This is a genomic window from Methanomassiliicoccales archaeon (genome assembly GCA_026394375.1).
Classification (GTDB): Archaea; Thermoplasmatota; Thermoplasmata; order Methanomassiliicoccales; family UBA472; genus JAJRAL01.
Window position 1 is genome coordinate 80,730 of record JAPKYJ010000015.1, and the last position, 17,965, is coordinate 98,694.

Sequence of the window (17,965 nt, forward strand, 5' to 3'; positions counted from 1 at the left end):
TTGTTAATGAATGCTATCTATGGAATGGTGCGCTCGCATGGATACGTCGAACCTATCACCCGAGCCTCCAAAACGGCCGATTGACGCTATCTGGCTGGTTGACTATTGGGGCTGCTCCTATTCTAGAAAGTAATTTATAGACTCAGGGCATTGAGCGCAGGCGATGGAAGAGTCCGCATTTCCCAGGAAGGTCAAGGTGACCCTCTCACTCCTGCTTATCATAGGCGCTCTCTCGATGTACTGGGGATGGGGTCTCATCTATGGCAGCTGGAACATTTTCGAACCGCAGCACATGGGCGTGTATGCCATATTCGTGGTCATGATGGGGTTCGGCGTTCTGGGACTGCTGCTCGCCGCGAAAGAGAAGTGATCGGGCTTCTGCTGCCGCCTTGGTCTCCGAGTCCAGCCTCTCTTCTATGAGCGACCAGCCTACATCGCCCTTGCAGCATACGCGAGTGTGCTCGTGTCCTTCCCGCAGACGATGCACTTGCTTTGGTGCCCCTGCTCGCCATATGGTGTTCCCAGGAGCTTGAGCTCGGTCTTGGCCTCGATCGCATGACCGCAGACCTCCGAGCCGCACCAGCCGAAACGCAGGATCTTCTTTGGCGGGTTCTCGAGCGATTCGATGTCTGCGACCGAAGAATCCAATCGTTTCTTCGCCGCCCCCATCATCTCGGAGGATATCTTGTTCAGAAGTCCCTGGACGTCCTTCACCAGGTCGGTCCTTTGCATTGCGCCCTTGGTGCCGTCGAATCGGATGGCGTAGGCCACCTTGCCCTCGGCGATGTCCCTCTGTCCCAGTTCCAGCCTAAGAGGTACGCCCTTGATCTCCCAGTTGTAGAACTTGCTGCCCGGCCGTTCGTCCTTCTCGTCGATGTGCACCCTGATCTCCGCGGCGGCGAGCTCCTCGCGCAGATTTCGTGCCTCGGTCAGGACCTCCTCCACCTTGCCCTTGGCCAGGATGGGGATGATGACCACCTGGATAGGTGCGACGTCCGGAGGAAGCACCAGACCCTTATCATCGCCGTGGAAGCCGACCACCGCCCCGACCAATCGCTCGGACATGCCGAAGGTCGTCTGGTGAACGTACTTCAACGTGCCGTCGACGTCCTCGTACTTGATCTCGAAGGGGCGGGAGAAGTTGTCTCTGTAGTGGTGGATGGAACCCAGCTGCAGGCTCCGTCCCTCTAGCATCGGAGTGTCTACGCCCACAGTGTAGTAGGCACCGGGGAACTTGTCCCAGTCGGTACGCTTGAGCAGGAAGTACGGCAGACAAAGATGTTCCATGAGGTTCTCCAGGATGACGAAGTCCTCCTCCACCTGACGCTCCGCATCCTCATCGGTGGTGTGGCAGGTGTGCGATTCGAAGAAATGTATCTCCCTTACACGGATGAACGCCCGGGTCTGCTTGGTCTCGTAGCGGAAGGTGTTGACGATCTGGTAGGTCTTGAGAGGAAGGTCTTGATGTGAGCGCACCCAGAGCGCGAAAATCGGATACATCGCCGTTTCCGAGGTGGGACGGAGGCAAAGGCGGATATCTAGCGGATTGAGCCCCGCGTGGGTCACCCAGTACACCTCGGCGTCGAAGCCCTTGATGTGCTCCTTCTCTTTCTGGAACTCCGTTTCGGGGATGAGCAGGGGGAAGCAGACCTCTTGGTGATCGGTGGCGTCGAGCTCGTGGCGGATGTACTCGTCGATAGAGCGCATGACCTTCCAGCCATACGGGGTCCAGACGTTCATGCCCTTGACGGGGTAGCGCTTATCAGTGAGCCCCGCTAGCTCCACGATCTCATTGTACCATTCACCGAAATCATCGGACTTCTTGATCATGGGGAACCACCGCCTGGTGAGAACGGAATAAGGTTCGACATTAAAAGGTTTATATGTATTCCCTGGGACTAGATCTAGATCGCCTTGGCCACTTCTTTTGCCACTGAGATGGCCGAGACCTCGTTCTCCAACGTGTTCGTGCACACCACTCTGTCGCAGGCATTGCGCAGCTTGTCCAGGGCGCCAGAGACGAAGAGCCCGTGAGTGCAGGCCGCGGTCACTCTCTTGGCGCCCAATCTCTTCAGCTCGTTGCTGGCCGCGATGATCGTGCCTCCGGTGGAGATGATGTCGTCCACGATGAGCACGTCCTTGCCTCGGGCATCGATCTGGCTGGGCGAGATGCGCACCTCCGTGCCGCTCAACCTGGTCTTGGTCAGATGATCGTGATCGCATCCAAGGACGTTGGCAACCTCTCTCGCTCTCTCCTCAGCTCCCTCGTCGGGCGCAAGCACCAAATCGATCTCATGGTTCAGAAAGAACTCGCCTATGGCCGGAGCGGCAGAGATGTTCTTGGCCCCGGCCCGGTCGAACCATTGGAGTATCTCTGGCTTGTGCAGATCGATGCTGAAAAGCCTGTCGGCCTCGGTCGCAAGGGCCTCTACCATCACTTTGGCGCTGAGCGCTTCACCGGGATTGAAGCGCCTGTCCTGCCGGGCATAGCCGAAATACGGGACGACTGTGGTGATCTTGTCTGCGCCCAGGCCTCGGACCGCATCCTGCAACAGCAGAAGCTCGATGAGGTGGCTGTCCGGATAGGAGTTCTGGACGATGACCACCTCGCCGCTAAGGCTTTCGCGTTCGATGCGCACATAGGCCTCGCCATCCGGGAATCGCTTCACCGAGGCCTCTACGATCTCCGCCCCAGTCTGCTGGGCCAAATCCCGAGCGAGCGATTTCGAGGCGGAGCCGCAGAGAACGATCATCTCCGTCGGAATCGGTCTGGTGCACTTAATACATTTGGTGGCGCTGGATACCAAAGATATTTATCATATTCGCTGGATATCTCTGCTCGGGATGGGAATGCAGACCGATTCTACCGTGGAGGCTCCAGTCAGCACGAGCGATCAGAAGGAGCACCACTCCGAGGCCCCGCCCGCTCCGAAGCACCCTGCCAAAGACGGATTGAACGCCGTGGGCATCATTTTTGGGACCGTTGGCACTGCGGAATTCCACTTCCGCGTCTTCGGCGACATCGAGACCATGGAATACGTGCAGGTGGAGCACCAGCACGAGGGCTGGGTGCTTGGTCGCGTCACGGCCATGGAGCGCAAGACCGATCTCTCCCTGGAAAGGGCCAAGAAGCTCCAGGACGGAGAAGAGATACTGATCGACGAGATAGTCATCGCCAAGGTGGACGTGGTTGGCTTCCGGGATGACCGGGGTTTGCTGCAAGTGCCCCGCACTCCTTTCCGTGCTGGGGACCACGTCTACAAGGCGACGGGCAACCTGATTAAGGACGTCATCGGACTGCGCGAGAACACCGACACTGGTGCGTACCTGGGGCTGCTCTTCGGCCACGACATCCGAGTGGAGGTGGACATCAACGCCATGGTGCAGAAGCACGTCTCCATCCTCGCCAAGACCGGCGGAGGCAAGAGCTTTCTGTGCGGCGACCTCATCGAGGAGCTGATGAAGCACGAGGTCACCACCATGGTCTTCGATCCTCACGGAGAATATGGAGCGATGCGCGAGAAAGGCACTTTGGCCAAGAGCCAGCGCAATTTCGGGGTGTCCACGCGCGGCTATTCGGACCAGATCATGGAGTTCGCCACCGACACCACCATAAATCCCAAGGCCAAACCCCTCAAGTTCACCCTCTCGAATCTCGATGCTCGAGACGTGCTGTCGCTCACCAGCATCAAGAACGGCAAGGCCTACTTGACCTCCCTGAGGAAGGCCATCGAGTCCGTCAAGGCGGCCAAGAAGGAGTACTCGCTCAAGGACCTGATCAACGTTCTGGAGGCGGACGAGGAAGGGGAGAACGCCACCCTCATCAATGAGCTGGAGTACCTCAACGAGGTCAACCTCTTCGCTTCGCAAGGTACGAAGATCGACGACCTCATCGTCAAGGGCAAGACGACCATCATCAACTTCAAGGGCACCCCGCCTGACATCCAGGAGATAATCGTCAATCGAATCGCTTCGGCCTGTTTCGAGCTGCGCAAGCTGGGTAAGACCCCACCTATGATGATGGTGGTGGAGGAGGCGCACAACTACTGTCCGCAGCAAGGGGTGGTAGCATCCTCCAAGATATTCCGCACCATCGCCTCCGAGGGACGCAAGTTCGGCCTCGGACTGACGATCATATCGCAGCGCGCGGCCAAGATTGACAAGAACGTGCTCTCGCAGTGCAACACCCAGATAATCCTCAAGGTCACCAACCCCAATGACCTGAAGGCCATCTCCGCCTCTCTGGAAGGCATTTCCGCCGGCATGGAGGACGAGATCCAGCGCCTGCCCATCGGCGTGGCCCTCATCATGGGCGCGAACATCCAGATGCCGCTGTTCGTGGAAGTGCGTCCGCGGGAGAGCAAGCACGGCGGCGAGAGCGTGGAGGTCGTGCCCTCCAGAAGGGTATGAGATGCAGGACCGCATCACCGAGGAGAAGCTCTCCAAGTATCTGGACACGACCAAACGAGCGCTTGACAAGCTGAAGATAGCCGCTCCTTCCCGCTCCTTCGGCAAGAAGATGGCGGATTCCTTCCTGGAGATGGCGAACGCCTATTACTCCGACGCATTGCATTTCAAGGAGAAGGGCGACTACGTGAACGCCTTCGCCTGCGTGAACTACGCACATGCCTGGCTGGATGCCGGGGCGCGCATCGGCCTTTTCGAGGTGGGCGAGGACGACCGCCTTTTCACTCTGTACGAGTGAGCCCTCTACCAGCGCCGCCAGAACGAGCGCCAGACCAGGCTCGAGATGCCGCCGACGATTAGCAGCGAGACGATGAGCACGCCCAGATTCTGATAGATGTTCCAGCTGCCTGCGAAGAAGAACAGCCAGATGACGAGGAACACCAGCCACCCTACCCACAGTAGGCTGGAAGCGATGCCCCTGGCCCCGGTCCAGCGTCTGAATTGTGGCCCAAACGAAGCATCCTCGGCGGCCGCTCTCTCGACCATCTTCAGCCCGAAGGAGGCCCACATGGCCGCCAACGCGCCGATGGCCACCAGCACCGAGACGATGATGATGGCCAGACTCTTGTAGAATTCCCAGCCTCCAGCGTAGAAGAAGAGCCAGAGGATGAAGAAAGACAACCAGCCCACTCCGAGAATGATGGTAGCGGTTACCCTCCAGGCGAATCCGCGCACTGCCATGGGGATCTTCGGTTCCAGGTCGTCCATGCTCTTCCCTGCAGAGACAATGATTTCTCCTATTTAAGCGGTGGCTAGAACCCCAAGCGAGCTCAGCGAGGTGATTCGATGATCCTCGGTCCGCGCCAGTCGACCTTCGTGCGGTAGACGGTGCCGAACGGCCTCAGCGCCTCCTCCAACCGTTCCACGTCCCCCACGGCAAAGACCGAGCTGCCCAGCATGACCATGCTCGCCTGCCCGTGCTTCTCCGCCGCCTGCACCGCCTCTTCCACTCTTGGTGGGGCCAGTTCCGAGCGCTTCATGAAGTCCCGGGAGAGGCGCATGAGGTTGTTCAAGGTGGGAGCGGCGGACATCTTCTCCACGCACTCATTCCCTACCTTGTTCAGCCTCTCCCTTTTCCTCGGGTCGGAGAGCACCTCGGCCGTGGATATGGGATCGCCGACCACGCACAGGACGAGTTCCGGTTCGGCGTTGATGCGGTCCACCTGTCCGAACGGCGGCACTCCTTCCTTCCTACGGAAAGTGATTCCCCCGCGGGACAGAGCGGCCACGTCCCCCAACCCAGTGCGGTGCCTAAGCTCCGACTTGTGCGCCGCCCGGATGGCCTCGCTGAACGGTAGGCCAATGATCTCGGAGAGAGCGTGTGCCGCAGATAGGGCGCCGGCCGCGCTCATACCGAATCCCTGGCCGATGGGCAGGTCGTGGACCAGGTCCACCACTACGTCCAGTTTTCTCTGGCCCAGGATGTAAGAGACGGCGTCCATAGTGACCGGGGCGTCCATTTCCACGCCGGCGAATCGAACGGTCTTCTTCCCTTCTCCCTCCTCCGCCTGGAGGGTGCAATGCGTCCCTAATCCAACACACAACCCCGCCCCCCTCGAACCGCTGCGGAGGGCGTCTTTATGTTCGCGGATCTGGAAGAAACCGGTGATGTGACCGGGACAGAATGATGTCTTTCTCATGCTCTTCGCCTCACGTCAGAATGAAATGATCTCGTCCATGATGGCCTCGGCCAGTGCGGACTTGCTCCCGTCCACTTTCCTTTCTTCCCCGTCGGAGCGGAGGATGAACGCCTTGGTCTTGCCCGCCGAGACATCTCGGAGGTCGTTGGCCACGATGAGGTCCAGCGAAGCCTCCTTCAGCCTCTTCCTAGCCTTCGCCTTCAGTTCCTTCTCGGGGATGCCGTGTTCCGCCTTGAAGCCCACTAGAACTTTCGCTCTCGAGCGCAGGGTGTCGAGCACCTTGGGCAGGGAGCACAGCCTCAGGACGACATCCTTCTCATCGGACGGGATCTTGCCTTTCGATCTCGCCGGTGCGAAATCCGAGAGCGCGGCAGGCATGATGACGATGTCTTGGTCCGCCTTCTTGATCATCTGGGTAAGGTCAGCCACGCTCACGAAGCGCTTCGTCTCGATGAACGAAGGCATGCCAACGGAGGCACGCCCCATCCACAGCTCCACCTCCGCCCCCCGTTCGAAGGCGGCGGTGGCGATCTCGATGGCCGTCTCCCCTGAACCCTTGTTGGTGATGATCCGCATCTCATCGATCGCCTCCTCCGAGGAGCCGCCGATGACCAGTACACTCTTTCCCGTCATGTCTTTCTTTCCCAGGGTTCGGATCACCGCCTCCACGAGTTCCTCGTTGGTGGCGATCTTCGACTTCTTGTTCTCGATGCGCGGACCGATGAATTGCACTCCCACCTCCTGAAGCAAGCGGACGTTCTTCCGGATGATGGGGTTCTGGAACATGGCCAGGTGCATGGCCGGGGCGATGAGGACGGGCGTCCCCGAACCCAAAGCGGTCGTGGCCATGGTGGTCACCGGGGTATCGTCGATGCCACAGGCGATCTTGGAGATGGTGTTGGCGGTGCAAGGCGCGATGAGGTACAGGTCCGCTTTGTCGGGAGAGTTGCCAAGGAGAGAGACGTGCTGCACGCGTCCATCGATCACATCGATGACATCGTTCCCGGTGGCGAACTCCATGGACCAGGGGGTGATGAGGTTGAGCGCTTCCTGGCTGAGAACGGCGTGCACCTGCGCTCCATGGCGTATGAGGTCCCGGGCAAGCTCAAAGCATTCCACAGCGGCGATGCTGCCCGTAACCCCGAGGACGATGCGTCGCCCCTCGAGCTTCTTGCTCTTCGTACCCCGAAGGCCGTCCGTCGGGTGCATGACGCCCCATTCCCCATTTGCCGTTTAAAGCTTGTTGCGAATCAGTCGCAGGGCGTCCTGGGTCACCTGCCCCGCCGACCGGGAGGCATCGAGGGTATGGAGGGAGACATCTTCCATGGCCAGGCTACGGTAGATCAGGTCGACGTCCTGCAGATACTCCATCGACTCGAATTTCGTCTTGCCTTTTCGGCTCTTCAGGCGTTCCAGGGCGGCGCTGACCTTCATCGTCAGAAGAATGGTCAGATCGGGCTGGATGATGATGGGGCGATTGACCTCTTTGAGCCATTCCACCGCCTTTTTGGCGCCCATAGCCTCCTTGAGCAGTGCTCCCTGGTAGGCCAAGGTGGATGCGTAGTAACGATCGCAGATGACCACGTTCCCCTGTTCCAACCACGACGCGATCTGGCGTGTATGCTCGGCCCGGTCAACCATGAAAAGAAGGGCTTCGGCGAAAGTGCCGACGTCCTCAGCATTGGCCCGGCGCACGCAATCCCCCAGCCAGGAATCGCTCGGTTCGGCGGTGAGAATAACCCTTCCTGGTAGTTCCCGCAAGAGCTCGGAGTGCACCATGCGGGAGACGGTGCTCTTGCCCGTTCCGTCCACTCCCTCGAAGACCACGAACAGGCCCTTCGTCGCCACGGAAGCGGGCTCGGTGGCCGCGAGGGAATCCTCCTCATCCTGCGCCAAGGCGGTCATCGGCAGGTATCAACGCCCTGCGGGGAGAAAAAGTCGTCGGCTGGCATAAGGCTGCTCCTTATGCGATCAGGGATCGGGCCGCCACCAACAGCTATCCTAAGCGCGAGATGCCTGGACACGTGTTCGCACGTCCCACGTTGCCTTTATCTTCGAGCAGAGGTGTGCGTCTCCCGCGGGATGGCCGCGAAACGGTGGACCCATGGCGGAACGGCAGGTGAAGGTCAAGACCCTCATCCTAACGGGGACGCAGGTGAAGAAACTCCTGGATATGAAGGAGGTGCTAGGAGCGGTCGAGGATGCCTTCAGGTACAAAGGCCTGGGCCAGGTGCAGATGCCTCCGAAGACCTATCTCTTTTTCAAGGAGCAGGACGGCGACCTGCGGACCATGCCCTCCTACGTGGAGGACGCGGGCGTGGCCGCGGTCAAGATCGTGAATGTGCATCCGCAGAACGCCAAGTACGGGTTGAGAACGGTCATGGGGACATTGCTCCTGGTCGATCCACGGACCGGGGAACCGATGGCCTTCATGGACGCCACACACATCACCGCCATGCGCACCGGAGCGGCCGGCGCGATCGCATCTAAGTACCTTGCCCGGTCGAACCCCAAGGTGATTGGGGTCATAGGCGCGGGTAATCAGGCCCGGACGCAGGTGCTCGGACTCGTCACCCTTTACGGCGGGCTGGACGAGCTGAGGGTCTACGACCTGCAGGTGGGAAGGAGCAAGGCGTTGGTCAAAGAACTGCAAGAAGAGTACCGCTGGGAGATAAGCAATATCAAGGTGGCGGAGAGCCCGGAGGACTGCGTCCGCGGCGCCGACATCATCACCACGGTCACTCCCTCACGAACGCCGATAGTCAAGGATGAATGGGTCTCGCCCGGGATGCATTTCAACTGCATCGGCGCGGACGCCCCGGGCAAGCAGGAGATGGACCCGAGGATACTGAAGCGGTCCTACCTGGTCATCGATGATTGGGAGCAGGCCAGCCATTCGGGGGAGATCAACGTGCCTCTGAGCAAGGGCGAGCTCACGCGGACGGACGTGGACGCGGAGATCGGCGCGGTCGTGGCTGGTCTTAGCCCAAAGAGAACGAGCGATGATCAGGTGACGGTGTTCTGCTCCACCGGGCTGGCGGTGCAGGATTGCTTGACGGCGAAGCTGGTCTACGAAGCGGCGTGTCGACTGGGCGTGGGGCGGCACCTGAACATCATAGACTGACCCTCGCCCGACCAGAGATGACGGTTCAGAGGGTCTCGGTTTTTTCCTTTGCCATCTTCTTCCTGTAGGCGCGCCAACTGAGGATGGCTTCTTTGGCTGCATACACCTCGTCCACTCGTTTGACGGCGGCGTTGTGCGGTGCTTCCCGGACCGTCTGCGGGTCGTCCTCGAGGGCGATCCTCCTCATGACCGCGGCGAACTCGTCCAGCGATTCCTTCGTCTCCGTTTCCGTGGGCTCGATCATCAGCGCTTCCTCCACCAGGCCAGGGAAGTACACGGTCGGAGCATGATATCCGAAATCCAGCAGGCGTTTGGCCACGTCGAAGGCCCTGATCCCTTTCTCCTCTTTGAGCTTCTTGGCGCTCACCACGAACTCGTGCTTGCGCAGATCGCCGTAAGGCAACGGATAGACGTCCTTCAGCTCGTGCTTGAGGTAGTTGGAGTTGAGCACCGCCCCGTCGGAGGCGGCCCGCAATCCGTCCCCGCCCTTCCTCAAGATGTAGGAGTAGGCCCGGACCAGCACGGCGAAGTTGCCGTAGAACGCCCTGACCTTGCCGATGGAATCCGGCTGGTCGTAGTCAAGGTGGAACTTGCCATCCTTCTTTACGATGCGCGGAACGGGCAGGAAGGGCAGCAATCGCTCTCTCACCCCCACTGGCCCGGCTCCCGGTCCGCCGCCCCCGTGAGGGGTGGCGAAGGTCTTGTGCAGATTGAAGTGCACGATATCGAAATCCATTATCCCCGGGGTGGTACGTCCCATGACCGCGTTCAGGTTGGCGCCGTCGTAGTAGAGGAGCGCCCCGGCCTCGTGCACGATGCGGGCGATCTCCCGGATATCGGATTCGAAGATGCCCAGCGTGTTAGGGTTGGTGATCATGAACGCGGCGGTCTTCTCCGAGACCGCGGCCTTGAGCGCTTCCACGCCCACCCGGCCCTCGTCCGACGAAGGGATCTCTATGACCTCGAAGCCGGCCATGGCGGCGGATGCGGGGTTGGTGCCGTGGGCGGAGTCCGGGACCACCACCTCGGTGCGCTGCTCGCCAGATTTGGCATGATAGGCCTTGGTCAGAAGCATGCCAGTGAACTCGCCATGTGCCCCGGCCGCCGGTTGAAGGGTGATGGCGTCCATGCCCGAGATCTCGCACAACGCCCTCTCCAGCTCGTACATGAGCTGCAGCGCCCCTTGCACCGTCTCCTCGTCCTGATAGGGGTGGATGTTCTGCACCGTCGATAGGGAAGCGAGTACGTCCGCGTATTTGGGATTGAATTTCATGGTGCACGAGCCCAGCGGATACATCCCGTTGTCGATGCCGAAGGTCATCTGGCTCAAGTTGATGTAGTGTTTGACGACTTCCCTCTCTGGGAGGGAGGGCAGGTCGAGCTCCGAACGGATCAGCTCGCTGGGGGCGTAGTCCTCCAGCCCCCTCCCCTCATCATCGAACGGCAGGTCGAAGTCGGTCCGTCCGTCCTTCTCCATGATGAGGCGACGCTCATAGCGAGCTTGGCGGTACATCAGACCACGTCCTTCAGGGCGGCGATCAGCCCGGAATGGTCTTCGTCCGAGTGCATCTCTGTGGAGCAGAGCAGCATGTGCTCGTTCAGCCTAGGGATGTGCTCGACCAAAGGCAATCCGCCGATGATGCCTTTCTTCAGCAGCAGCTTGTTCAGCTTCTCTGGTCTGACGGGAGTGCGGACGACGAACTCGTTGAAATGGTAAGCGTCGAAGAAGGGCGATTCGAACCCGTCGATCTCTCCGATCATGTCCGCTAGCTTCCGGGCCCTGACCATGTTCACCTTGGCCAACGATAGCAGCCCTTCCTTCCCCAGCACGCTCAGGTAGGCGGAGGCGGCCACGGCCATCAGAGCTTCATTGGTGCAGATGTTGGAGGTGGCCTTGGAGCGCCTTATGTGCTGCTCCCGGGTCTGCAGCGTCATGCAGAAAGCCCTTTCCCCCTCTGCATCTCGCGTCATTCCGATCACCCGTCCAGGCATCTTGCGCACATGCTCCTGTCGGCAGGCGAAGATGCCTAGCAGCGGACCTCCGAAGTTCATGGGGATGCCCAATGGCTGGCCTTCACCGATGACTATGTCCGCGCCGTAGTCGCCAGGGGCCTTGAGCGCCCCAAGCGAGATCGGGTTCACGCCCACCACCAGCGCCACCTCCGGGAACTGCTCCTTCAACAGGTGAGCATGGGAATCAAGGACCCCGAAGAAGTTCGGTACTTCCACGTAGACACCAGAGGTCTCGGCGTCCACCTTCGATCGCAGGTCCTCCAGGTCCAGCTCGCCCGTGTAGGGGTCGTAGGAATATTCCACCACTTCGATCTTCGGCCCCCAGGCGTAGTTCTTGAGCACGCTCTTCTTCTCCCAGCTGAGCGCCTCGGGAATGAGGAACCGGCGCTTCTCGTTGAGACGCGTGCACATGGTGGCCGCTTCGCCCAGGGCGGTGGAGGCGTCGTAATTGGAGGAATTAACGGCATCCAGCCCGGTGAGCTCCGCCATGTAGCTCTGGTATTCGAATAGGGCCTGCAGCATGCCCTGGCTCACCTCCGCTTGATATGGGGTGTATGAGGTCAGGAACTCGGAGCGGGAGAGGATGGTTCGGACGGCAGAGGGTATGAAATGATGGTAGACGCCTGCTCCCAGGAAGCAAGGATGATCGTCGGCGGTGAGATTCTTGGAGAGGGTCTGGCGGACCTCGCGCAGCACCTCCATCTCCGATATCCCCTTCGGCAAGCGCAGGCCTTTCGTGCGCACATCCTCGGGGATGTCCTCGAACAGCTGGTCCAAGCTCCGCATGCCGAGCTCTGCCAACATCTCTTCCTGGTGCCTCATCTTTCCGCCCTCGCTACATTGTCCGCTAGATTAATACCTTGCCATATTCCGTGCGTCTGGCTAGCATATGACGGAGTGGCATCCGAATGAGATCGGAATCCACTATCTCGCCGAGAGACGAAGATTCTCTAGAGGCCAGGAGCGTTTGAAAGCGAGACCAGGCGGGAGAAGAATGCTGGCAGGCTCTCGATGTCTTTGATCTCCATCTTGACCAGCCTGACCAATCGCCGGCGAACGTTGTCGTCGTAGCGGACGCCGTTGGCGACCAAGGCGGAGCGCAGCAGCCGCGCCAGCTGCCCCCCTTTCCGGTCCCAATCGGTGAGGATGACAGCGCTCTTCCTTTCCGTGGCGAGGCGTTCGGCAAGGGAGAAGATAGAGTTCGGACCATGCACCTGCCACACCTCGCCGCCCACGCCGAGAAGGGAGAGGGCGGCCCGGTCCTTCTGCCCTTCGATCAGTATCACCTGCTCTGGAGCGCGAGAGCTCAGTTCCTCCAGGATTTTCATGAGCTCCTTCAAGGTCTCCTCAGGGTCGAGCATGCCACCCCTCCAGCATCTTCTTCGCGCGCTCCAGGTCCCCGGTGACAAGGACGGTCTTCGTTCGCGAGGTATGACCTCGCAACACGGAGACCTTCGCCTGGAGCAATGCCTCCAGCAGTTCAACTAGCTCCTTGTTCGCCTCCCCTTTCTCGGGAGGGGCCTTGAGCTTGACGACCAGTCGGCCGCGCCACTGATCGAAGCCCTCCACCTCTGAACGGCCCGACTTGGGAGAGACGATGACGTCCAGCTCTAGACCGGAAGCGGTCTCCCGGAACAAGACTCCACGGCTCACGATTACCAGCACCGCGATTTGGTTAGAAAGACGTTGCCCACCTCTTTCCGAAGCAAAGTACCGAGAAGCATCAAATATCAACAGCCGAATCTGTCCTCGATGGCGCCGCTGCCGGAGTCCCTCACCTACGAGGACGTGATGAAAGCGTTCAGGGAGGAGAAGCGTTCCAACACGATCACCGAGATCAGGAAGGACTTTTACATCACAGCAAGGCAGCTGGTAGAGCAGCTCAAGCGCGACCACGAAAGGGAGAGCGCCCTCGACCCCTACTCCGCCAAGGCGAGAGGGCTGGGGCAGCAGATCAACCGGCTCACCGAGAAGACGATGCAGATATTCGATTTCCGAGCGGAGAAGGTAACGCTCATGGCCATCCGGGCGGCGAGCGGGGGAAAGCTGGACGAGTCCCGCCTCACGCCGGAGGAGAAGGCGCTCCTGGAGAGCGTGCTGCAGCGGACCAAGGCCAGCCGGGAGGCGATATTCTCGTCGGGCGAGAGATGCCGCGAGGTGATCCCCGCTCCGACCGTGGCGCCCATGCCCGTTCCTCCGGTCCCGAAGACCGTGGTGCAAGAGAGACCGCCCTCGGTCCAGCCCGAAGGAGCGGAGGCGAAGGTTGCTCCAGGAGTTGAGGAAGCATCTTCCCGGCAACCTGGGCACGATGGCCACGGAGGGGAGCAAAGGAAGCTCGTTCCCGAACCACCATCCACTTCCACAACCCAACTGATGAGCGAGCGCCCTACGGAAGCGAAAGGTGCGGAGGTGCTGCTGCGGATCCTCGAGGACATTCCTTCATTCGCAGGACCGGATTCGGTCTACAAGCTGCACAAGGAGGATGTCATCACGCTCCCCGCCTCGATCGGGCGGGCGTTGATCAAGCGCGGCAAGGCGGAAGAGATCACGCCCGGTTCCATGTAAAACAGAAAAAGCCAGCGGCCTTTTCCGCGGTCAGGCACGGACTTCGTGCGCGATATCTTTATGTAGGCTAATCAGTATTGGCCGAAAGACGGGCCCGTAGCTCAGCTAGGTGGAGCAATCGGCTCTTAACCGATGGGTCGTGGGTTCGAATCCCACCGGGCCCGCCACTAAGCATATCCAGTGTTGTCGTGTTTTCGGTCAATAACGCCGTTTTTGGGGGTTATTGAATTTCGGCTCCACGCTTCCCTGAGCTCTCCGCCGGCTAGGCCCTGCTTGATGCTCGCGTAGTAGCGCTGCGTCGTCGCAGGGCTAGCGTGCCTCAGCTGCAGAGACATCGCGGGGAGGAGCTTCGGGTCGAGGTTCACGGTCATCGAGGTGATCGTCGACCTGAGGTCCTTGATTATGAACCTCACGCCCGAGGCCTCCTCGACCAGGTCCTTGATGCTCCGGAGGGACTTGTCGCTGTAGAATCCGTCGGCGCCGGCCCTGAGAATGCGAACATCATTTTCCCCAGCCAGATGGTCCGCCGGTCCCTCGCGGCGATCATGAGCTCCTCCAGCTTCCGATCGAAAGCGTCGACGTCCAGCGGCTTCCCCCTCGAGCAGGAGAAGAGCAGCTCCGACACCAGGTCGATGGCGTCCTCGACCCCTCGCCAGTAGTCGATCGGCATGCCGTCAATCATCTTCAGCTCGATGTGCTCGAGCTCCGTCATCTCGTTCATGGTCATGCCTCCAGAGCTTGCTGCTCGTCCATCGCGGCGATCTCGTTCCTCAGCGCCCTCAGGAGCAGGGAGCGGGCGTAGACGGACGGCGGCAAAGCCATCCGCTTGGCCATGTCTTTGAGCTCCTGGAGGTCTTTCTCGTCAAGCATTATGGTCAGTCCCTTCATGTGTTCACCATATTAGGCATTCCCTAACCATGCCTAACATTGTCGTATATTAGCGTATACGCTATTAAGCCTTCCTATGGCAATTTGCCCGACATGGTTAGGCAAAGGGAGAAGCTGACCGTCACGGTTCCACAGGAGCTAATCGATTGGCTGGATGAGATGGTGAAGAAGAGGGTATTCGCAAGCAGATCCCACGGGGTGGAGCTCTGTATCATGGAGTACAGGGAGAGGCACGGCTAGAAGGTAAAATTGTGACCTCAGGCCTCGAAGGACTGGTAGTGGTTGCCGCTTCTACTTCTGGTGCCGCGATCTACCTAATCTCCCAGCTCAAGCGTTTGAGCAACGTGCAGCCTCAAGGACAAGTCGTCTTTTCCCCGGGTCGGTCACTCCAATTGATGTTCTTTGCGGCAGGCCTCTTGGCGTTCCTCACCATAGGGGCAGCAATACCCCTCGTTTGGGATCAACCCGAGAATCCTCTGCTGGAGCTGCTCGCTTACCTAGCCTTTTTCGCTCTATTGTTGACAGTTGTATCGATTGTCTATCTGGCCAGGAACTGGAAGGACCTGGTTGATCGGAGGGAAGAAGAAGATGACAAGCGCTGAGGGGCTTGCCGCAGTCAGCACCGGATTCGCTGGACTTGCCCTTGTTTCCAATCTTCTCATGTCGTACTTCATTGAGAGGGCCAAGGAGAAGGTTGGCAAGCACAGATGGCAACAGTACGGAGATACCGCGTTCTTCCTGGCGGTTTGCAGCCTGTTCAACATAGCTGCGGGGGTCCTAGGAGCGCTGGGGATCGCACTACTCACAGGCGGATGGATCAATGATGCAGGTGCTTCCGTGATAGCAGCCATTGTTATCGGTCTTGGGGGATTAGGCACGCTGATGGCATTCACCTCGATTTTTAGGCACCTGGAATTGAAACATGGTATGTAATGCATTCCTCCTGGAATACGAGGCCTCCGGAGCTCGCGCCTGCAGTTACCGCTTGCAGACCTGCCCCCAGCCTTCATAGGCTTCCATGACGATTTGGTTGTCTGTGAGTCTAGGAAGGTGACTTGATAGACTCGCTGAGAACGTGAATCCTGTCTCGTCTCTTCTAAGGCTTGTTTATTGAGATAATTCATGGCTTCTTTCTAATCTTCAATTGAGGTTTCATGATACCCAGGTTTGCCTCCGAAGCGATTTTGAAAACGGCATCGATCGTCATGCACAAGGTGACAAGGCCTAGAGTAGTATAGCGAATATCTGCAATCTGTGCCTTTGTTAGAGGTTTTCGTTTACCTGGATATGGATGAAAGTTCATGATGACCTCATTTCCCGACACAAAAAAATCTCTATGGGCGATCCAATTACGGAGTTCTACGACCCCCAATGGGAATCCCTTGTCTGCCGACATGCTTCTTACAAAATCACGGATTTCCCTTTTATCATTCTTGGATAAGACGCGGTGCTTCCTCCGTAAGTCCAGTTTCTTCTGAATTTGGTCGATGCCATGGCGAATGGATCTCTGTTTCTTTTCCTTATTCAGCTGCGCTTCAGAATATCCTAGCGCTTCACCATCTGTTTTTCGAACAAGCCAATTTAATCGGAGTAAGGTCGGCCGTAGGATGAATTCAAGATCGTGAGCAACCAGCAATAATTCGAGCAGTGATGGATCACCCCCATTCATTCCTATTTCGTTGAGGATTTCATGGGCATTTGCCATTACTTTCACGTCTTCATAAATGGAAGGCTCGACAAATGTTCCCTTGAAGCTGAGATTCTTTCTGATTGCTCTCTTCTCTTGGATAGTGACATTTCTATAGAGCTCACAACTCATTTTTGACACTGCAATAAACAGTCTGTCCCATTCACCAAGGTCAGCAGAACCTTCATTAAGGTCTCGGTAATAGACGAAAGCAAAATCCGCGAGTCTATCTGGATTATTCTTCACCAACTCTAGGATTTTCTTATATTCATCCTGCGAATTCCAGAATACCACAGAATCACATTGCCCAGGTGGATAATGAATCCTCTATTCCTCTCAGCTGTCTTCCAGTGGATTCTCAAAATTGCGTTTGGGGTCAACCTGCTTGGCTAATATTTATCGAGGATGTCAGCCATTGAGCTAATTGCAGACGCTGCTGGATGCCACTTCATATGACTGCATACAAGACTCAGCACTACTTGCCGATGTTCTACATTCGTCGCTTCTCCAGCGATGGGACTGGTCTCTTCCTTCTTTGCGTCGATCAGGGAACCATCATAAGAAGGAACCTCAGAGCTGTTGGCTCCGAGCACTACTTTTATGCCGATAAGGAGAATGCAAAGGACTTTGAAACGATAATGTCAGCCATTGAGAAGAGTCATTCAGAGATATTGGACAAGATAGACGAGGTCAAGGGTTTCGACCGACTCGACGAGAACGACTGGCCTGAGCTGTTGCGCTTTGTCCTTCTGTGCTCAAGAAGAACCAAGGCATCCAAGATGGAAGCTGAGTCCATCATGAATACCATCATGGCTGCTATGAAGCCAGATATAATGATGTCGCTGCGGTCGCAGGGCGTTCCCATCTCCGACGTACACAGCATCCGTGTGCAACTCAAGCACGCCGACAGCACTGGCATTCTCGTGGCGCTCGGAGAAGGTCCGCTCTTGATATCTGACTTGGCGGTGGCGCTCGTGCGCAACGCGACCGATATTCCATTTATCTGTGGGGATTCACCTGTAGTCTTGTACAATCAAGTCATCCCAACGATGACCGCACTGCAGTCACCCGGATTAATGATTCTTTTTCCAATCAGCGAAGAAATGTCAATTCTCTTCTTTGACAAGGAGCTGTACCGGCTCAAGATTCAGGGCAATGGAATCATCCGCATCGACAAGACAAGCGACGTTGACGAATTGAACAGGCTCCAGATTGTAAATTGCCTTGACTACATCATGTTCTCAAAGGCGTCAATGACGGCCTACTTGAAGAATCTCTCAAGCAGGCAATTGCGATCATCCATCGAGCAACCACGCACTGAATGCATCATGAGAAAGGAGGAGAATGGCGCTCAGACGTACCTCAAGACGACTGGCAGACATAGTCAATTCAGGGCGCACTTGTCATTCGTCCGCGTCGACGTTGGCCATGCTAGGCTTCTGCGCTTACAAGCCGCGGATCTTGCCTTAAGGCCACTCAGTCGTGAAGTCCTCGTAAGGAGTCCTGAGATATCTCGTGCTGTTAGGGAGTCAGAAGAGAAATTCATTGCTTCGCCATGTTCACGAGAATAGACCTCCTCTC

The 17,965-nt window shown here is 58.1% G+C and carries 23 protein-coding genes and 1 tRNA gene; 10 read left to right on the forward strand and 14 right to left on the reverse strand.

What is annotated here, in order from left to right; all coding sequences use genetic code 11:
* Positions 1–163: 163 nt before the first annotated feature.
* Positions 164–370, forward strand: coding sequence for a hypothetical protein (locus NT137_03550; protein MCX6652413.1), 207 nt, complete (start codon positions 164–166; stop codon positions 368–370).
* Between the two features lie 59 nt (positions 371–429).
* On the opposite strand, the gene proS is transcribed toward NT137_03550, so the two are convergent.
* The gene (proS, locus tag NT137_03555) at positions 430–1,830 is read right to left on the reverse strand and encodes a proline--tRNA ligase (protein ID MCX6652414.1); all 1,401 of its coding nucleotides are present in this window, start codon (positions 1,828–1,830) and stop codon (positions 430–432) included.
* A 74-nt stretch (positions 1,831–1,904) separates the two neighbouring features.
* Positions 1,905–2,753 carry a ribose-phosphate diphosphokinase gene (locus tag NT137_03560; GenBank protein MCX6652415.1) on the reverse strand — a complete coding sequence of 283 codons (849 nt, stop codon included), beginning with the start codon at positions 2,751–2,753 and terminating at the stop codon, positions 1,905–1,907.
* A 97-nt stretch (positions 2,754–2,850) separates the two neighbouring features.
* On the opposite strand from NT137_03560, the gene NT137_03565 reads away from it, so the two are divergent.
* A complete protein-coding gene (locus NT137_03565; GenBank protein ID MCX6652416.1) occupies positions 2,851–4,410 on the forward strand; it encodes an ATP-binding protein in 1,560 nt (519 codons plus the stop codon).
* 1 nt (position 4,411) lies between these two features.
* Positions 4,412–4,705: a DUF357 domain-containing protein gene (locus NT137_03570; GenBank protein MCX6652417.1), complete on the forward strand. Its 294-nt coding sequence runs from the start codon at positions 4,412–4,414 to the stop codon at positions 4,703–4,705.
* A 5-nt stretch (positions 4,706–4,710) separates the two neighbouring features.
* Here the strand turns inward: NT137_03570 and NT137_03575 are convergent, their stop codons facing one another.
* From NT137_03575 to tmk, 4 genes are all read right to left on the reverse strand, one after another.
* Complete coding sequence (locus NT137_03575) at positions 4,711–5,175, reverse strand: hypothetical protein (GenBank protein MCX6652418.1); 465 nt, start codon at positions 5,173–5,175, stop codon at positions 4,711–4,713.
* Between the two features lie 62 nt (positions 5,176–5,237).
* Positions 5,238–6,107 carry a pantoate kinase gene (locus NT137_03580; protein MCX6652419.1) on the reverse strand — a complete coding sequence of 290 codons (870 nt, stop codon included), beginning with the start codon at positions 6,105–6,107 and terminating at the stop codon, positions 5,238–5,240.
* Between the two features lie 15 nt (positions 6,108–6,122).
* The gene (gene coaBC, locus NT137_03585; GenBank protein ID MCX6652420.1) at positions 6,123–7,316 is read right to left on the reverse strand and encodes a bifunctional phosphopantothenoylcysteine decarboxylase/phosphopantothenate--cysteine ligase CoaBC; all 1,194 of its coding nucleotides are present in this window, start codon (positions 7,314–7,316) and stop codon (positions 6,123–6,125) included.
* Between the two features lie 24 nt (positions 7,317–7,340).
* Positions 7,341–8,012, reverse strand: a complete 672-nt coding sequence (gene tmk / locus NT137_03590; protein MCX6652421.1) for a dTMP kinase — start codon at positions 8,010–8,012, stop codon at positions 7,341–7,343.
* A gap of 199 nt (positions 8,013–8,211) precedes the next feature.
* Here tmk and ala point away from each other — a divergent pair, with 199 nt between their 5' ends.
* Positions 8,212–9,231: an alanine dehydrogenase gene (ala, locus tag NT137_03595; GenBank protein MCX6652422.1), complete on the forward strand. Its 1,020-nt coding sequence runs from the start codon at positions 8,212–8,214 to the stop codon at positions 9,229–9,231.
* A 25-nt stretch (positions 9,232–9,256) separates the two neighbouring features.
* Here ala and gcvPB read toward each other — a convergent pair whose 3' ends face one another.
* The 4 genes from gcvPB to NT137_03615 all read right to left on the reverse strand — a co-directional run bounded on the left by gcvPB (position 9,257) and on the right by NT137_03615 (position 12,897).
* Complete coding sequence (gene gcvPB / locus NT137_03600) at positions 9,257–10,744, reverse strand: aminomethyl-transferring glycine dehydrogenase subunit GcvPB (GenBank protein MCX6652423.1); 1,488 nt, start codon at positions 10,742–10,744, stop codon at positions 9,257–9,259.
* The gene (gene gcvPA, locus NT137_03605; GenBank protein MCX6652424.1) at positions 10,744–12,066 is read right to left on the reverse strand and encodes an aminomethyl-transferring glycine dehydrogenase subunit GcvPA; all 1,323 of its coding nucleotides are present in this window, start codon (positions 12,064–12,066) and stop codon (positions 10,744–10,746) included. The genes gcvPB and gcvPA overlap by 1 nt, the downstream gene beginning before the upstream one ends.
* A gap of 128 nt (positions 12,067–12,194) precedes the next feature.
* Positions 12,195–12,605 (reverse strand): Toprim subdomain protein, encoded by a 411-nt coding sequence (locus NT137_03610; GenBank protein MCX6652425.1) that lies wholly within the window; start codon positions 12,603–12,605, stop codon positions 12,195–12,197.
* Positions 12,592–12,897 carry a DUF167 family protein gene (locus NT137_03615; GenBank protein ID MCX6652426.1) on the reverse strand — a complete coding sequence of 102 codons (306 nt, stop codon included), beginning with the start codon at positions 12,895–12,897 and terminating at the stop codon, positions 12,592–12,594. The genes NT137_03610 and NT137_03615 overlap by 14 nt, the downstream gene beginning before the upstream one ends.
* A 99-nt stretch (positions 12,898–12,996) precedes the next feature.
* On the opposite strand from NT137_03615, the gene NT137_03620 reads away from it, so the two are divergent.
* The gene (locus NT137_03620) at positions 12,997–13,809 is read left to right on the forward strand and encodes a hypothetical protein (GenBank protein MCX6652427.1); all 813 of its coding nucleotides are present in this window, start codon (positions 12,997–12,999) and stop codon (positions 13,807–13,809) included.
* A 90-nt stretch (positions 13,810–13,899) separates the two neighbouring features.
* Positions 13,900–13,976: transfer RNA gene (locus NT137_03625), tRNA-Lys, on the forward strand.
* Here NT137_03625 and NT137_03630 read toward each other — a convergent pair.
* Genes NT137_03630 through NT137_03640 form a run of 3 tightly spaced genes read right to left on the reverse strand, consistent with a single transcriptional unit; the run spans position 13,977 to position 14,697 of the window.
* A complete protein-coding gene (locus NT137_03630) occupies positions 13,977–14,222 on the reverse strand; it encodes a hypothetical protein (protein ID MCX6652428.1) in 246 nt (81 codons plus the stop codon).
* The gene (locus NT137_03635; GenBank protein MCX6652429.1) at positions 14,219–14,530 is read right to left on the reverse strand and encodes a hypothetical protein; all 312 of its coding nucleotides are present in this window, start codon (positions 14,528–14,530) and stop codon (positions 14,219–14,221) included. The genes NT137_03630 and NT137_03635 overlap by 4 nt, the downstream gene beginning before the upstream one ends.
* A 2-nt stretch (positions 14,531–14,532) precedes the next feature.
* On the reverse strand, positions 14,533–14,697 hold the full coding sequence (locus NT137_03640) for a hypothetical protein (GenBank protein MCX6652430.1): 165 nt from the start codon (positions 14,695–14,697) through the stop codon (positions 14,533–14,535).
* A 93-nt stretch (positions 14,698–14,790) separates the two neighbouring features.
* Here NT137_03640 and NT137_03645 point away from each other — a divergent pair, with 93 nt between their 5' ends.
* From NT137_03645 to NT137_03655, 3 genes are read left to right on the forward strand one after another with little or no spacing between them, the layout of a single operon-like run.
* The gene (locus NT137_03645; GenBank protein MCX6652431.1) at positions 14,791–14,937 is read left to right on the forward strand and encodes a ribbon-helix-helix domain-containing protein; all 147 of its coding nucleotides are present in this window, start codon (positions 14,791–14,793) and stop codon (positions 14,935–14,937) included.
* 11 nt (positions 14,938–14,948) lie between these two features.
* Positions 14,949–15,299, forward strand: a complete 351-nt coding sequence (locus NT137_03650; protein ID MCX6652432.1) for a hypothetical protein — start codon at positions 14,949–14,951, stop codon at positions 15,297–15,299.
* Positions 15,265–15,630, forward strand: a complete 366-nt coding sequence (locus tag NT137_03655; GenBank protein MCX6652433.1) for a hypothetical protein — start codon at positions 15,265–15,267, stop codon at positions 15,628–15,630. Before NT137_03650 ends, NT137_03655 begins: the two co-directional genes overlap by 35 nt.
* A gap of 187 nt (positions 15,631–15,817) precedes the next feature.
* On the opposite strand, the gene NT137_03660 is transcribed toward NT137_03655, so the two are convergent.
* A complete protein-coding gene (locus NT137_03660) occupies positions 15,818–16,678 on the reverse strand; it encodes a hypothetical protein (GenBank protein ID MCX6652434.1) in 861 nt (286 codons plus the stop codon).
* 158 nt (positions 16,679–16,836) lie between these two features.
* Between NT137_03660 and NT137_03665 the strand changes: the two genes are divergently transcribed.
* Entirely contained in the window at positions 16,837–17,955 is a 1,119-nt protein-coding gene (locus tag NT137_03665; GenBank protein ID MCX6652435.1) for a DUF4238 domain-containing protein, read from the forward strand.
* Positions 17,956–17,965: the final 10 nt, after the last annotated feature.

Coding starts and splice junctions, on each gene's coding strand:
- tmk (MCX6652421.1), bottom strand. CDS start 8,012: ATGACCGCCTTGGCGCAGGATGAGGAGGATTCCCTCGCGGCCACCGAG.
- NT137_03640 (MCX6652430.1), bottom strand. CDS start 14,697: ATGAAGGGACTGACCATAATGCTTGACGAGAAAGACCTCCAGGAGCTC.
- NT137_03570 (MCX6652417.1), top strand. CDS start 4,412: ATGCAGGACCGCATCACCGAGGAGAAGCTCTCCAAGTATCTGGACACG.
- gcvPB (MCX6652423.1), bottom strand. CDS start 10,744: ATGTACCGCCAAGCTCGCTATGAGCGTCGCCTCATCATGGAGAAGGAC.
- NT137_03560 (MCX6652415.1), bottom strand. CDS start 2,753: ATGATCGTTCTCTGCGGCTCCGCCTCGAAATCGCTCGCTCGGGATTTG.
- NT137_03620 (MCX6652427.1), top strand. CDS start 12,997: ATGGCGCCGCTGCCGGAGTCCCTCACCTACGAGGACGTGATGAAAGCG.
- NT137_03580 (MCX6652419.1), bottom strand. CDS start 6,107: ATGAGAAAGACATCATTCTGTCCCGGTCACATCACCGGTTTCTTCCAG.
- NT137_03575 (MCX6652418.1), bottom strand. CDS start 5,175: ATGGACGACCTGGAACCGAAGATCCCCATGGCAGTGCGCGGATTCGCC.
- ala (MCX6652422.1), top strand. CDS start 8,212: ATGGCGGAACGGCAGGTGAAGGTCAAGACCCTCATCCTAACGGGGACG.
- NT137_03550 (MCX6652413.1), top strand. CDS start 164: ATGGAAGAGTCCGCATTTCCCAGGAAGGTCAAGGTGACCCTCTCACTC.
- NT137_03610 (MCX6652425.1), bottom strand. CDS start 12,605: ATGCTCGACCCTGAGGAGACCTTGAAGGAGCTCATGAAAATCCTGGAG.
- NT137_03665 (MCX6652435.1), top strand. CDS start 16,837: ATGACTGCATACAAGACTCAGCACTACTTGCCGATGTTCTACATTCGT.
- proS (MCX6652414.1), bottom strand. CDS start 1,830: ATGATCAAGAAGTCCGATGATTTCGGTGAATGGTACAATGAGATCGTG.
- NT137_03635 (MCX6652429.1), bottom strand. CDS start 14,530: ATGAACGAGATGACGGAGCTCGAGCACATCGAGCTGAAGATGATTGAC.
- coaBC (MCX6652420.1), bottom strand. CDS start 7,316: ATGCACCCGACGGACGGCCTTCGGGGTACGAAGAGCAAGAAGCTCGAG.
- NT137_03565 (MCX6652416.1), top strand. CDS start 2,851: ATGCAGACCGATTCTACCGTGGAGGCTCCAGTCAGCACGAGCGATCAG.
- NT137_03645 (MCX6652431.1), top strand. CDS start 14,791: ATGGTTAGGCAAAGGGAGAAGCTGACCGTCACGGTTCCACAGGAGCTA.
- gcvPA (MCX6652424.1), bottom strand. CDS start 12,066: ATGAGGCACCAGGAAGAGATGTTGGCAGAGCTCGGCATGCGGAGCTTG.